Source organism: Microbulbifer maximicatervae (SeqCode) (assembly GCF_052467825.1).
The window spans coordinates 56589-70191 of record NZ_CP174327.1 but is presented as its reverse complement, the minus strand read 5'-3'; the positions used below and the strand labels follow the sequence as shown (position 1 = coordinate 70191).

Here is a 13603-nt window from a genome sequence, read left to right as displayed (position 1 = left end):
ATTGCTCAATTTACTGACGCTTATTTAATTCTGACATCTTGGCTGGCTGTAAATTAGTCGTTGGCGCCGATTGCTAAATTTAGCGATCTCTTGGATTTTTTGTCGCCAATCGCATCTTTTATACATTGTAGGGGAAAGGCGCGGGAGAGTGGGTACAGGTAGCAGGGTACAACCGTAGGAGTGGCTGTACCCTTTCAGGGGTTAGCGACTGTGGTCTTGGAGGAATTCCATCAGGGCTTTTTGCGCGTGAAGGCGGTTTTCAGCCTCATCCCATACCACCGAGATGTTGCCATCCTCTAAAAGTTCGGCACTCACCTCCTCTCCACGGTGGGCGGGCAAGCAGTGCATAAAGATGGCATCGCTATTGGCGTGGCTCATCAGCTCATGGTCCACCAGGAAGCTCTCGAAGGCTTTCAGGCGGATCTGTTGTTCAGTTTCCTGTCCCATGGAAGCCCACACATCGGTGGCCACCCAATCGGCCCCTTTAACAGCCTCCACCGGATCGTGTACTACGGTGACCCGATCACTTGCCGAAGCGAGGATATTGGCGTTGGGCTCGTAGCCGGGCGGGCAGGCTATACGCAGCTCAAAATTGCACAGGCGGGCAGCATTAATATAGGAGTGGCACATATTGTTGCCATCGCCGACCCAGGCGACCACCTTGCCCTCAGGGCTGCCGCGGTGCTCCACAAAGGTTTGGATATCTGCGAGCAGCTGGCAGGGGTGGTAGCTGTCGGAGAGGGCATTAATCACCGGTACCTTTGAATATTCTGAGAAGCGCTCCAGTACCTGGTGGCCAAAGGTGCGAATCATCACCATATCCACCATGCTGGAAATTACTCGGGCGCTGTCTTCAACGGGCTCCCCGCGGCCTAACTGAGTATCGCGGGGAGATAGGAAGAGGGCGCTGCCTCCCATCTGTGCCATACCGGCCTCAAATGAAACGCGGGTACGAGTAGAGGATTTTTCAAAAATCATCCCCAGCACTTTGCCGCGAAAAAGGTCAGTATTTATTCCTTGAGTGCGCAGTGTTTTGAGTTCGATCGCGCGCTCAATAATTTGCTTGAGCTCTTCCGAGGACAAGTCTGTCAGGGTGAGAAAATGTCTGATCGCCATAAGCTGTTCTCCTTTTTTTGCATCAGACTGCTTGCAGTGCAAACTGGTGAATCAGTGAGCTGACATCGTTTGCCAATTGATGGCACTCGTCGTCGCTGAGTGTGAGTGGGGGGAGCAGGCGTACTACATTGCCGGCGGTAACATTAATCAGCAGTCCGCGCTCGCGGGCTATGTCCACCAGTTTGGCACAGGGCTGCTGCAATTCTATTCCGATCATCAGCCCCAAGCCCCGCACCTCTTTGACCTGGTCGCAATCGGATAACTGTTGTTTGAGTTGATGCAGCAGGCGTTGCCCCAATGCCTCGGCGCGCTCTAACAGCCATTCACTTTCCAGCGTATCGATCACTGCCAGTGCGGCACTGCAGGCTAGAGGGTTGCCGCCAAAAGTGGAGCCGTGGGTGCCCGCAGAAAATAATTGTGCGGCAACTCCCCTGGCCAGGCAGGCTCCGATAGGGACACCGTTACCCAGTCCTTTGGCAGTGGTCACCACGTCGGGCAATATGTCTGCATGCTGGTAGGCAAACATTTTGCCACTGCGCCCGTTTCCGGTTTGCACTTCATCCAGCATCAGGAGCCAGTTATATTGATCGCAGAGTTCGCGTAATTGCCCCAGGTAGTTGGAAGTGGGCACGCGTACACCGCCCTCTCCCTGAACCGGCTCAACCAGCACTGCGACAATATCGTTGCGCTCACCTGCGAGCTTTTCGATGGCTGCGGTATCGTTAAACGGCACACGCAAAAAACCCTCGGGCAGAGGGCCGAAGCCCTCTTGGATTTTTTCATTGCCGGTTGCTGTCAGGGTAGCCAGGGTGCGGCCGTGGAAAGCGCTTTCCATTACCAGGATTTGAGGGGTTTCAATGTTGCGGCTATTGCCTAGCCGCCGCGCTAATTTAATCGCTGCTTCATTGGCCTCAGCTCCAGAATTGGAGAAAAACACATTGTCCATACCGGATAGTTGTACCAGCTTGTCTGCCAGTTTCTCCTGCGCAGGGATATTGTAGAGATTGGATACATGTAACAGGGTCCGAATCTGCTCGTGCAGGGCCAGGGTCACTTTGGGGTGGCAGTGGCCAAGGCCGCAGACGGCGATTCCAGAGATTGCATCCAGGTATCGTCGGCCCTGATCATCCCATACATAATTGCCTTCACCCCGCACCAGTGTGAGGGTTCGATCGCCATAGTTTTGCATGAGTGTCGGGGTGGCCACCGGGGCATCTCCTTAAATATTGACTATTTGGACTGTTTATTTTCCGCAGAAAATTCTGTTTAAGCTTTTTAATCTGCACTTTATATCGATTGGAGCAATGGTAACACAGCCTTTATAAGCTGTGTGCTATCTGGCTGGCTGAATTTTCAACATGGTATCCGGTATTGCAGATCTGCGGTTTTTGCTTTCATCGAGGGGATGGTGTACTTATTGCCGGCCCCACTGGGGTACAATGGATGCCGGCGCGCTATACCAGATGATGGTATGGTGCCTGTACACTTACTTTTTGCTTCGACCACCTGAGGTTTTTCACGCTTATGGATACACTGGAGAACATCAAGCAGCAGATCGCTGATAACACCATTCTGCTTTATATGAAAGGTAGCCCTAATGCCCCCCAGTGCGGCTTTTCCATGCGGGCCTCCCAGGCGATGATGGCTTGCGGTAAGCGCTTTGCCTACGTTGATATTCTGGCTAACCCGGACATCCGCGCTGAGCTGCCTAAGTATGCGAACTGGCCGACCTTCCCCCAGCTGTGGGTTAAGGGCGAGCTGATCGGTGGCTGTGACATCATTATGGAAATGCATGAGAACGGTGAGCTGAAAACCTTGATTGATGAGGCATCAGCGGAGAGCGAAGGCGAGGATTAATTTCCGCTTTTGCTCCAATATGTCTGCTGCTATAGGTAGTAGGCATACTGTAGAAACAAAAAAAACCGCAGCGGAAGCTGCGGTTTTTTTATGCCTGTGAGAGGACTTAAACTACTTGCCAGAGTGGCCGGCTGCAGTTTCCATTTGAGTTTGCAGGTAGTTTTGAATGCCAACTTTGTCGATCAGCTCCAGCTGGGTTTCCAGCCAATCTACATGCTCTTCCTCAGACTCGAGGATTTTCTCCAGCAATTCACGACTGCCGTAATCCCGAACGGACTCGCAATAGGCGATGGCTTCACGCAAGTCGGGAATGGCCTTGGATTCAATTTTCAGGTCGCACTTGAGCATCTCTTCGGTATTTTCGCCGATCAGAAGTTTGCCCAGGTGCTGCAGGTTGGGAATACCTTCGAGGAAAAGAATGCGCTCGATCAGCCAATCGGCGTGCTTCATTTCATCAATGGATTCGTGATATTCCTGTTTGCCCAGCTCTTTTAAACCCCAATTGTCGTACATGCGGGCGTGTAGGAAATACTGGTTAATAGCTACCAGTTCATTACCCAGTACTTTATTTAAATGCTCAATTACCTTGGGGTCGCCTTTCATAGCCTGTGCTCCTGAAGCCCTGCCAACTCAATAAGGTTTGCAGAGAGTTCCTATTTGTTAGTCGCTAGAGATTAGTTGATATTTTTAGTTACTAAAGTTTATTAGTCACTAAAGTCTGCGGCTGCCTGATTTACCTAATTTTATTTTAGGGTTTAAGCTGCAATCGGGGCTGAGTTTGCGTTGCGATTTGCGGCAAGTCAAGAAATAATTTTTCTTGCGGAATGCAGGAAAAACAAGGGTTTTAACGCAAATTTAGCCGAAAATGGCAACGAAAATAATTATCATTTAGGTTGTGTGAGCAATACAACAATAAGTCATTTATTTCGAATATTAACCCTTGTTATTGGTGGGTTGTGCATTTCAGTTGAGGTTAATGTTTTCATGTTTGGTATTAATAATGCTTCTTATTTATATATACGGGTGAAACGCTTGCAGTTATAAGATGAGCCGAAACCTTTTCTAGTATTCGAATGGCGCTTGAATAATTGATTTTTTTCTAAATTAAATGATCCCACCTTTTGATAGTTTGCCATCTAACCGACTCATTGAATGGTTACCTGGAATATAAAAGCGATTGAGTTGATATTTTGTTGATGGACTCATGCCCTGAATTGATGTTGACCACTGTCGAATGTCACGTGGATTACGAAGGGGTTAACAAAGCGGTGTCTGAATAAATCCGTAATACTTTCGGGCTCCTGAAGTCAGCAGATTTTAGGTACGTCGCTGCGAGTGCCTTGCCTAACAGGATCGATCCTACAGGCTTTCATGGCAGATTCACGCTCTGCGCTGTAAAAACCAAAAATATCACGGAATTGTTTTGAGGCTTTCTAAAACAGATTTTCTCAATATCCAACTTTTCCGATCCAAGGGGTATTGCAGTGAGATTGGAGAGGTAAGTAAATCGGAGGGCTAGAGTTTGGCCGGTATGTAAAGCTGGGAGACGCGCTTGCAGGTTGAGAGCGGAGATAAAGACAGTGGAGGCACGCTAGTTCGACTTGGAAGGGAGTCTTATACAGGTTTTTAAGGTTTTACGAAGAGCTGGAGGGCTGGGTAGATAAAAGTGGTATAGAGGCCACCAGAGGAGGGTGGCCATATTGGACGGTCAGCTGGCGGAGTAGAAGAGGCCGTTGTTGGCAGAGGATACCATCCCACCGCTCATGGTCTCATCGATGATCTCCTTGGTCTGCTCGGCACAGCGTCCACATTGAGATGAAACGCCCAGCTGGCGTCTCAACGCCTTCACCGAAGTGGAGCCATCATAGATCGCCTCTTTAATCTGGCGGTCAGTTATGCCCTTACAAATACATACATACATGGCGGTGGCTCTGTTCAACTCTTACTCAATAGTAGTCAGGTAGGAATCCTATTGCAATTGAGAATGAGTGTCAATAAGATTCCGGAATGGTCGCATTTCACCCTCTTTGTTTGCTATTTGTACATTTTTGCGGGTAGGTCATCCTATTTTGGGTGTTAGTTCACGCATAGCCGTTCTGCTATCAGCCTGATTTAAAAAATTTATGGGCCTGAAATAAGTGGGTGTGTATCATAGCGGCCCACTATTAATTCCCATTCGATTTATAGCTATTGCTCATAAATTGAACACTCTACGTATCATCAACAACCCATCATTGGATTGAGGAGGTTTTCATGGCAGTTCTGGTAGGCAAGCCGGCTCCGGATTTCACCGCTGCAGCGGTATTGGGTAACGGCGAGATCGTCGATACTTTTAACCTGAAAGAAGCAATCAAAGGTAAGAAGGCTGTAGTTTTCTTCTACCCGCTGGACTTCACCTTCGTATGTCCTTCTGAGCTGATCGCTTTCGACCACCGTTTCGCTGAGTTTGAAAAGCGCGGTGTTGAGGTAATCGGTGTATCCATCGATTCCCAGTTCTCTCACAACGCATGGCGTAACACCTCCGTCAACGACGGTGGTATCGGCCCGGTTAAGTACACCCTGGTTGCAGACGTAAAGCACGAAATCTGCCAGGCGTACGACGTAGAAGCTGACGCTGGTGTTGCTTTCCGCGGCTCCTTCCTGATCGACGAAGAAGGCACTGTACGTCACCAGGTAGTTAACGATCTGCCGCTGGGCCGTAACGTTGACGAAATGCTGCGCATGGTTGACGCTCTGGCGTTCCACCAGGAGCACGGTGAAGTTTGCCCCGCCGGCTGGCAGGAAGGCGACAAAGGTATGAACGCTTCTCCGGAAGGTGTAGCGGCTTACCTGAGTGAGAACGCTGAGAAGCTGTAAGACGCTTTTTGCGTTGGGGTCTCCGGACCCCAAAAGAAGAACCGCCGCAAGGCGGTTTTTTTGTTTGTACAAGCCTTGTTGCGCTGATCTGCGCTGATTGGCATGGCCGTCCCCGCGCCGGAGAAAAGTGCAGACTAGAATTCAGCGGTCAGTCCTGCGTGGCGCCTAAATAGAGTTTTTGCCCGCTGGCTGCTAGTCTTATCTGCAACTACCGGATTGCTTTGGCGGCTCGATTTGCTTATGAGACCTGCAATTCTTTCAAATATTGTCTACGGCACGCGCGCTTTTATGGCACGTTTTTTCCTCTCCCTGATGATTCTGGGGAGTCTGTCCCTGCCTGCGCAAGCGGCTGATATAGACGACAGGGCCAAACAGTTTGGCCGATACTTCAAACAGATGATGGCGGGTAAATCTATACCCGGCGGCGCCTATGTCATCGTGGATGGCAACCGGGTGGTCGCGATGGACACCTATGGCGTCAGGGTCAGGGGTAAATCCGGCAAGGTGGATCAGGACACGGTGTTCCGTCTGGCATCGGTATCCAAGACCTTCGCTGCCAGTATGGCCACTATGTTGGAGCATGAAGATCGCTTCAAATGGGATGACAAGGTGGTCAACTATGTGCCGGACCTGAGCTTTAAGACGCCCTCGTTGTCTCGCCAGCTTCAGGTGGAACACTTGCTCAGCCATTCCTCGGGTCTGACCCCCAACGCCTACGACAACTACCTTGAGGACAACAAGCCTCTCAGCAAGATATTGCCCAAGTTTGCCAATATCGATCCGCGCTGCACGCCAGGAAAATGCTACGGCTACCAGAATGTGTTGTTCAGTCTTATTGAAGATGTGATTTTTGAGGCGACCGGGGTCTCCTTTGCCAGCCAGCTGAAAAAGCGAATTTTTGTCCCGCTGAAAATGCAGAACGCATCGGTCGGCTGGGAGAGCTTTATGGCCTCCGACAACCGTGCGGCACCCCATATTCAGACAGGCAGCGGCTGGCGCCCGGTAAAAGTGGAGAAGGAATACTACTTTGCTGCACCGGCGGCGGGAGTGAATGCCAGTATTTCCGATATGGCCCAGTGGTTGAAAGCGCAGATGGGCTACTACCCGAAGGTGCTGTCACCGGAAGTGATCGCCGATATGACTACTGAGCGAGTCGCTACCCAGCGCCATATGCGCCATCGTATCTGGAGAGACTACCTGTCTCATGCAGGCTACGGCCTGGGCTGGCGCCTCTATACCATTGGTGACGATCGTATTATTTACCATGGCGGTTGGGTTGCGGGTTTCCGCGCGGCGGTGGCCTATTCGGAAAAGTTGAAAGTGGGTATTGCCATCCTGATGAATGCGGAGTCCCGAGTGATCTCAGATCTCACTGCCAATTTCGTGATCGATATTACTGGCAAAGGTAATCTCGCTACCGCTCAAACCAGTGGAGATCGCTGATCTCCACTGGTAAGTGATTGTCCCTCCCCCCTTGAAACCTGCTGGCTGATCCCAATATTTGCTCCCTGTTCCGATTGACGTTTACGGGGAGACCGAATAGATGACCGTTGAGGCCCAAAAAGAGAGCCATGGATTCCAGACGGAAGCCAAGCAGCTACTGCACCTGATGATTCACTCGCTCTACTCCAATAAGGAGATTTTCCTGCGCGAGCTGGTATCCAACGCTTCTGATGCCGCCGACAAGCTGCGTTTTGAATCGCTGTCCAAGCCTGAGTTACTTGGCGAAGATGCAGACCTGCGTATTCGCATCGAGTTTGACAAGGAAGAAGGCACGCTCACCATTACCGATAATGGTATTGGTATGAGCCGCGATGAAGTTATCGAAAACCTCGGTACTATCGCCCGCTCCGGCACCTCTGCATTTATGCAGCAGCTGACCGGAGATCAGAAAAAAGATGCGCACCTGATCGGCCAGTTCGGTGTGGGCTTTTACTCCGCCTTTATCGTCGCTGACAAAGTGGACGTATTCACTCGTCGCGCCGGTTTGAGTTCCGACCAGGGTGTGCACTGGGAGTGTCACGGTGAAGCGGAATACTCCGTAGAGACTGTTGAATGGCCCCAGCGTGGCACCCGGGTGGTTCTGCACCTGAAAGAAGAAGCGAAAGAGTTTGCCGATAACTGGCGCCTGCGCTCCATCATTAAAAAGTACTCCGATCACATCGCCATTCCGGTGGAAATGCTGAAAGAGGAAATGCCGGCGGCGGAAGAGGGCGAAGAGCCGAAAGAAGAAAAGGCGCCTGAGTTTGAAGCAGTAAACGCTGCCCAGGCCCTGTGGACTCGTCCCCGCTCCGATGTGAAATCTGAGGAGTACAAGGAGTTCTACAAGCATATCTCCCACGATTTCGACGATCCCTTAACCTGGAGCCACAACCGCGTAGAGGGTAAACAGGATTACACCAGCCTGCTATACATCCCTGCGCGCGCACCGTTTGATCTGTACCAGCGTGATGCCGCTCGCGGCCTCAAGCTGTATGTACAGCGCACTTTTATCATGGACGATGCGGAGCAGTTCCTGCCGCTGTACCTGCGTTTCGTGAAAGGTGTTCTGGACTCCAACGATCTGCCGCTGAACGTATCCCGTGAAATCCTGCAAAAAGATCGCAATACTGATGCGATCAAGAGCGCGCTGACGAAGCGTGTTCTGGATATGCTGGATAAATTGGCGAAGAAAGATGGCGATGAATACCAGAAGTTCTGGGATCTGTTCGGCAATGTATTGAAAGAAGGTCCGGCTGAAGATTTCTCCAACAAAGAGAAAATTGCCAAGCTGCTGCGCTTCGCCAGCACCCATACCGATACCGAGAAACAGGATCAATCCCTGGAAGACTATGTGGGTCGCATGAAGGATGGCCAAAAGGCGATCTACTACGTGTGTGCCGACAACTTCGCTACGGCCAAGTCCAGCCCCTACCTGGAAGTATTCCGCAAGAAGGGTATCGAAGTGCTGCTGCTCACCGATCAGGTGGACGAGTGGTTCGTGGGCCATATGAACGAGTTCGACGGCAAGCAGTTCCAGGACGTGGCCAAAGGTGCGCTGGATCTGGGTGAAGCCGAGAGCGACGAAGACAAAGCTGAGCGCGAAAAAGTTGAGCAGGAGTCCGGTGCCCTGGTTGAGCGGGTACAGGAAGTTCTGGAAGGTCGCGTTGAATCCGTACGCGCAACCACTCGTTTGGTGGACTCCCCAGCGTGTCTGGTGGTGAGCGAACAGGATATGGGCCCGCAAATGCGCCGCATCCTGGAACAGGCCGGCCAGGCCCTGCCAGATGCCAAGCCGATCTTTGAAATCAATCCGTCCCACCCACTGGTACAGCGTCTGGACCAGGAGGCGGATGAAGATCGTTTTGCGGACCTCACCAATATCCTGATGGACCAGGCTAATCTGGCTGCCGGTAACCAGTTGGCAGATCCGGCGGATTATGTGCGCCGCCTGAACACGCTGTTGCTGGAAATGCACGGCTAAGTCAGCGCTATTGATTGGTGCTAAGTGATGGCCAGCGGAGTTGTTTTAGATTTTGCTGGTCCCAGAAGCGGCCCCTGCCGGATCGAGCGGTGTTTTATCGGTTGGTCAAGGCAGAGGGCCGTTTTTGCTATTTACTGTGCCGTTTCGCACAATTGGCAGAAGTTTAAAACAAATTGACCCCATTGGGCTCAGCGGGTCATGCCTCTATAATCCGCAAGTCTTATAAGAAGCTTTATCGGTGTGACAATGCAAAAAGAAACTTCCAACCCCCTCGCTATTGCCGTATTGGGCGGCGGCAGTTTCGGAACCGCGATTGCTAACATTGTGGCGGGCAACGGCCACGACACCCGCCAGTGGATGCGCAATGCGGAGACGGCGGCTGAGTGTCGCGACACTCGAGAAAACCATAAATACCTGCCCGGCGTGCCGCTGCACCCGGAATTACAACTTACCAGCGACCTGGAGCAAGCGGTCGATGGTTGCAGTATCGTTTTTGTCGCGATACCCAGTAAATCCTTTCGCGAGGTGGTAAAAAAAGTAGCCCCGTTGTTGGCGCCGGGCACCATGCTGATCTCCACCACTAAGGGAATCGAGCACGACAACTTCCACTTAATGAGCGATATCCTGCGCGAGGAAACCACCGACATGCGTGTCGGGGTCTTGAGCGGACCAAATTTTGCAAAAGAAATTGTTGCGGGGCACTACACTGCAACGGTGGTGGCCAGTGAAGATGAGGCACTTTGCAAAGCGATTCAATCGGCACTGCACTCGGAGACTTTCCGGGTTTATTCCAGTAGTGATGTGTTTGGAGTAGAGCTTGCCGGTGCGCTAAAAAATATTTACGCGATCATCACTGGTATGGCTGCGGCACTGGAGCGCGGGCAAAATACCATCAGTTTATTGATCACCCGCTCCCTGGCAGAAATGATGCGTTTTGCCGAAGCGATGGGTGCCGATCCCATGACGTTTATCGGCCTCGCTGGTGTTGGCGACTTGATTTTGACCTGTTCCTCAGATCTCAGCCGAAATTACCGGGTGGGGTATATGGTCGGTAAGGGCAAGCCGCTCGATCAGGCTGTCGCAGAAATTGGTCAGGTGGCCGAAGGTGTGAATACGGTTCGTCTGATTAAACAGAAAGCGGACGAAATGGGTGTCTACATGCCCTTGGTTTCCGCGATTCACGCCATATTATTTGAACAGCGGCCGATTCCTGAGGTGATTCGCAATTTGATGTCGGGCGCACAAACTTTTGATGTGGCCTACTCGGCCAAGCCTTAAATGGAAGCCTCATATGAAAAATGACGATCTAAAGCGCAATCTTACTTCCGGCAACCAGTGGGTGCGCCTTATCTATATGGTGCTGTTTGCAGTGTGCCTTCAGGTTGCCGCGTGGTTACTGATGGCGGTAGTGATACTGCAATTCCTGTTTTCGATTATCAGTGGGAAATCCAACGATAATCTGCGTCGCTTTGGCGATCAGCTCGCCTCCTATGTTTACCAGGCGATCCAGTTCCTGATCTACAACTCCGACGAAAAACCTTTCCCGTTTGCCGAGTGGCCTGAATCTGAAGTAGAAGATTTGTCCGGTTACGAGGGCGCCGAAGATGTTTCTGCAGAAGTGGTTTCTACGGAAGTAAAGCGTGAAAAGGACAAGGCTGAAGACGAAGCCGAGGATGCCATTATCCTGGGTAGCTCCGAGCCCGAGAGCAGTGAAAAGCCCGAGCTGGTTGAGGAAAGTGCCGACGACGCCGACAAACCTGTCGACAAGAACTGATCGCTTTTCCTATCGCTAATTTATCCGGTGCCTTATCCGTGGGCACCGGATAAATATCTGCTGCCCTCCCTGTGAATATTCCCGCAGATATCAACAAAGTCACAACCTACCCTTGAGGAAGCCCCATGCAGCTGTTTATTTTGCGTCACGGTAAAGCCGAGCCCATGCTCGCCAATGATGCAGAAAGAGCCCTGACAGAGCGCGGGCGCAGGCAGGTTGCACAGGTTTGTAAAAAGCGCGCCGAGGAACTGGCAGCGGTAAAGGCTATTTGGGCCAGCCCATTTGTACGCACCCAGGAAACCGCTGAGATTGCTGCCGCCCAGTTGGGGTTGCCCGTTATTACCGAACCGCTGCTCATCGGCAATACTTACCCACAGCAACTGCTCGATCATTTGCAAACCCAGGATACCTTTCCGCTTCTGCTGGTTAGTCACCAGCCTCTGGTCGGCAGCCTGCTCAATGGCCTCTGTGGCAGCGGTAACGAGCACCCGATGGGCACTTCCAGCCTCGCCTGCGTTAGTGCGGATGTATGGGCTAATGGCTGCGCTGACCTGGAGTGGTTGCAGCACGCAGAGTAATTTTTCCGGTTGTGTCTGCCAGTAAATCCCTATTGCGCTGATCACAACTGTCATTGCGGATGTTGTTGGTGGGCCGCACCATTTCACCACCTGTTTTTAGTCACTATCCGGTGGATATCACTTTGGCGATAAATCAAATCACTCCCCGTGAAATCACCCTTGAGTTTGATCACAAGTCGATTGCTGCACGCCAGTGGGGCGATCCAGAGGGAGAGCCGGTAATTGCTCTTCACGGCTGGTTGGATAACTGTGCCACCTTCAGTCGGCTGGCTCCCCTGCTCAGCGGAATTAATCTGGTAGCGATAGATATGCCGGGCCACGGACGCAGCTATCACCGCTCACTCGATGCCAACTACAACATCTGGGAAGAGGCGGAAGATATTTTTGGGGCGGTGCACGCGCTCGGCTGGCGCAAGTTCTCCATTGTGGCGCACTCCCGAGGTGCTATCGCCGGGGTGATAACCGCTGGTGCTTTTCCCGATCGGGTAAAGCGCCTGGCACTGATCGATGGCCTGGTACCTCCCTCCACCGAAGATGAAACGGCTCCGGAGAACCTGGCCAAAGCTATTGCCCAGAGAGCCCGTTACGGCACGCGCAAGCTGCGGGTTTACGGTACCTTCGAAGAGGCGGTCGAAGCGCGCAAGAATGGCATGTTTCCGCTAACTGAGTGGGCTGCGCAGGTATTGACCGAGCGGGGCACCCGGGAAGTGGAGGGTGGCTATATGTGGAGTAATGATCCCCGGCTGATGGCGGCTTCCACGGCCAAGCTCAATGAGCCACAGATTAAAGCTTACTTATCCCGATTGAAGATGCCGGTGCAGTTGGTTCTCGCTGAAGACGGTATCGCAGATATGCTCAAGCGCCTGCGCCCTGTACTGCAAGAGTTTCCGGGTATTGAGGCGCGTGAGATTCCCGGAAGCCACCACTTACACCTGGAGGAGAGTGGTGCCCAGGCGATTGCAGAGTGGTTTGGGCCTTTCTTGCGCGGTGAAACCGCTTAGAAGGGAACCCGCTTGGAATAGCAGCTGGCATCCATCTCCCGCACCTCTACCGAGACTGCGGGAACTCCCTCGGCAAATTGGCACAGGCTGTTAAAAACCGCCGAGCTCAATGCCTCCCTTTCCCGCGTAGAGCGCCCTTCAAGCAAGCGGATCTCTGCGTGGATAAAGCTGTTGCCATTGTCCCCAGCGATAAATTGGTCGTAGGACTTGGCGCGGGTCTTGATATTGTGGGAGGCGAACAAACCGGAACGGTGCATCGCCTCCTGAGCCGAGCTGACCAGTGCAGCGACAGAAATCTTCTCTTCCAGATTTTTCGCATACTCTATGATCAGGTGAGGCATAGCGGTCACTCCTCGGTCAAAGCGGCCCTGGTGGCCGCTGGGTACCTGTGGCGTTTACTGGCGCAGCAGGGAGAGGAACTCGTTGCGGGTGGCCTGGTTGCTGCGGAAAGTACCGAGCATAGCCGAAGTCTTCATCACAGAGTTCTGTTTTTCCACACCGCGCATCATCATGCACATATGCTTGGCTTCGATGATCACGCCGACACCGGCAGCACCGGTAACGTTTTGCAGGGTCTCGGCGATTTCTACGGTCAGCTGCTCCTGGATCTGCAGGCGGCGCGCAAACATATCCACAATGCGTGCTACCTTGGACAGGCCAACGACCTTGCCATTGGGAATATAGGCTACGTGGGCGCGGCCGATAAACGGCAGCAGGTGGTGCTCACACAGGGAGTAGAGTTCGATATCCTTAACCAACACCATTTCGCTGCAGTCGGACGGGAAGAGCGCGTCGTTGACTACATCTTCCACGGTCTGTTTATAGCCGCGGGTCAGGTATTCCATGGCTTTGGCGGCGCGCTCCGGGGTGTCTTTGAGCCCAGGGCGTTGCGGATCTTCGCCGATTGCTTCAATAATTCGCGCGTAATGTTCGTTCATGCTGCTCTTTCCAACATCTC

At 52.3% G+C, this 13603-nt stretch carries 14 protein-coding genes; 8 read left to right on the top strand and 6 right to left on the bottom strand.

The window, feature by feature from the left end; translation table 11 throughout:
* Window positions 1–201: 201 nt before the first annotated feature.
* Both argF and ACJJII_RS00380 read right to left on the bottom strand, forming a co-directional pair.
* Entirely contained in the window at window positions 202–1116 is a 915-nt protein-coding gene (gene argF, locus ACJJII_RS00385) for an ornithine carbamoyltransferase (RefSeq protein ID WP_444917919.1), read from the bottom strand.
* A 22-nt stretch (window positions 1117–1138) separates the two neighbouring features.
* Entirely contained in the window at window positions 1139–2323 is a 1185-nt protein-coding gene (locus ACJJII_RS00380; RefSeq protein ID WP_444917918.1) for an aspartate aminotransferase family protein, read from the bottom strand.
* Between the two features lie 317 nt (window positions 2324–2640).
* Here ACJJII_RS00380 and grxD point away from each other — a divergent pair, with 317 nt between their 5' ends.
* Entirely contained in the window at window positions 2641–2973 is a 333-nt protein-coding gene (grxD, locus tag ACJJII_RS00375; protein WP_282933784.1) for a Grx4 family monothiol glutaredoxin, read from the top strand.
* Between the two features lie 111 nt (window positions 2974–3084).
* On the opposite strand, the gene bfr is transcribed toward grxD, so the two are convergent.
* Together bfr and ACJJII_RS00365 are read right to left on the bottom strand one after the other, a co-directional pair.
* The gene (bfr, locus tag ACJJII_RS00370; RefSeq protein ID WP_020412720.1) at window positions 3085–3576 is read right to left on the bottom strand and encodes a bacterioferritin; all 492 of its coding nucleotides are present in this window, start codon (window positions 3574–3576) and stop codon (window positions 3085–3087) included.
* 1105 nt (window positions 3577–4681) lie between these two features.
* A complete protein-coding gene (locus ACJJII_RS00365) occupies window positions 4682–4912 on the bottom strand; it encodes a bacterioferritin-associated ferredoxin (RefSeq protein WP_413662956.1) in 231 nt (76 codons plus the stop codon).
* 314 nt (window positions 4913–5226) lie between these two features.
* Here ACJJII_RS00365 and ACJJII_RS00360 point away from each other — a divergent pair, with 314 nt between their 5' ends.
* The 7 genes from ACJJII_RS00360 (at window position 5227) to ACJJII_RS00330 (ending at window position 12645) form a co-directional block, all read left to right on the top strand.
* Complete coding sequence (locus tag ACJJII_RS00360; protein WP_444896448.1) at window positions 5227–5829, top strand: peroxiredoxin; 603 nt, start codon at window positions 5227–5229, stop codon at window positions 5827–5829.
* 240 nt (window positions 5830–6069) lie between these two features.
* Window positions 6070–7272, top strand: coding sequence for a serine hydrolase domain-containing protein (locus ACJJII_RS00355; protein ID WP_444917917.1), 1203 nt, complete (start codon window positions 6070–6072; stop codon window positions 7270–7272).
* Window positions 7273–7372: 100 nt separating this feature from the next.
* Window positions 7373–9292 (top strand): molecular chaperone HtpG, encoded by a 1920-nt coding sequence (htpG, locus tag ACJJII_RS00350; protein ID WP_444917916.1) that lies wholly within the window; start codon window positions 7373–7375, stop codon window positions 9290–9292.
* A 246-nt stretch (window positions 9293–9538) separates the two neighbouring features.
* Window positions 9539–10570, top strand: coding sequence for an NAD(P)H-dependent glycerol-3-phosphate dehydrogenase (locus tag ACJJII_RS00345; RefSeq protein WP_413662953.1), 1032 nt, complete (start codon window positions 9539–9541; stop codon window positions 10568–10570).
* A 13-nt stretch (window positions 10571–10583) separates the two neighbouring features.
* Window positions 10584–11066 carry a DUF4389 domain-containing protein gene (locus ACJJII_RS00340; protein ID WP_282933779.1) on the top strand — a complete coding sequence of 161 codons (483 nt, stop codon included), beginning with the start codon at window positions 10584–10586 and terminating at the stop codon, window positions 11064–11066.
* Between the two features lie 125 nt (window positions 11067–11191).
* Window positions 11192–11644 carry a phosphohistidine phosphatase SixA gene (sixA, locus tag ACJJII_RS00335; RefSeq protein WP_444896453.1) on the top strand — a complete coding sequence of 151 codons (453 nt, stop codon included), beginning with the start codon at window positions 11192–11194 and terminating at the stop codon, window positions 11642–11644.
* 68 nt (window positions 11645–11712) lie between these two features.
* Window positions 11713–12645 (top strand): alpha/beta fold hydrolase, encoded by a 933-nt coding sequence (locus ACJJII_RS00330; RefSeq protein WP_444917915.1) that lies wholly within the window; start codon window positions 11713–11715, stop codon window positions 12643–12645.
* Here the strand turns inward: ACJJII_RS00330 and ACJJII_RS00325 are convergent.
* Both ACJJII_RS00325 and folE read right to left on the bottom strand, forming a co-directional pair.
* Window positions 12642–12986, bottom strand: coding sequence for a 5-carboxymethyl-2-hydroxymuconate Delta-isomerase (locus ACJJII_RS00325; RefSeq protein WP_282933776.1), 345 nt, complete (start codon window positions 12984–12986; stop codon window positions 12642–12644). The two genes, ACJJII_RS00330 and ACJJII_RS00325, sit on opposite strands and share 4 nt — an antisense overlap.
* 54 nt (window positions 12987–13040) lie before the next feature.
* Window positions 13041–13583 carry a GTP cyclohydrolase I FolE gene (gene folE, locus ACJJII_RS00320; RefSeq protein WP_282933775.1) on the bottom strand — a complete coding sequence of 181 codons (543 nt, stop codon included), beginning with the start codon at window positions 13581–13583 and terminating at the stop codon, window positions 13041–13043.
* Window positions 13584–13603 lie beyond the last annotated feature (20 nt).

Coding starts and splice junctions, on each gene's coding strand:
- grxD (WP_282933784.1), top strand. CDS start 2,641: ATGGATACACTGGAGAACATCAAGCAGCAGATCGCTGATAACACCATT.
- sixA (WP_444896453.1), top strand. CDS start 11,192: ATGCAGCTGTTTATTTTGCGTCACGGTAAAGCCGAGCCCATGCTCGCC.
- argF (WP_444917919.1), bottom strand. CDS start 1,116: ATGGCGATCAGACATTTTCTCACCCTGACAGACTTGTCCTCGGAAGAG.
- ACJJII_RS00340 (WP_282933779.1), top strand. CDS start 10,584: ATGAAAAATGACGATCTAAAGCGCAATCTTACTTCCGGCAACCAGTGG.
- ACJJII_RS00360 (WP_444896448.1), top strand. CDS start 5,227: ATGGCAGTTCTGGTAGGCAAGCCGGCTCCGGATTTCACCGCTGCAGCG.
- ACJJII_RS00355 (WP_444917917.1), top strand. CDS start 6,070: ATGAGACCTGCAATTCTTTCAAATATTGTCTACGGCACGCGCGCTTTT.
- folE (WP_282933775.1), bottom strand. CDS start 13,583: ATGAACGAACATTACGCGCGAATTATTGAAGCAATCGGCGAAGATCCG.
- htpG (WP_444917916.1), top strand. CDS start 7,373: ATGACCGTTGAGGCCCAAAAAGAGAGCCATGGATTCCAGACGGAAGCC.
- ACJJII_RS00325 (WP_282933776.1), bottom strand. CDS start 12,986: ATGCCTCACCTGATCATAGAGTATGCGAAAAATCTGGAAGAGAAGATT.
- bfr (WP_020412720.1), bottom strand. CDS start 3,576: ATGAAAGGCGACCCCAAGGTAATTGAGCATTTAAATAAAGTACTGGGT.
- ACJJII_RS00345 (WP_413662953.1), top strand. CDS start 9,539: ATGCAAAAAGAAACTTCCAACCCCCTCGCTATTGCCGTATTGGGCGGC.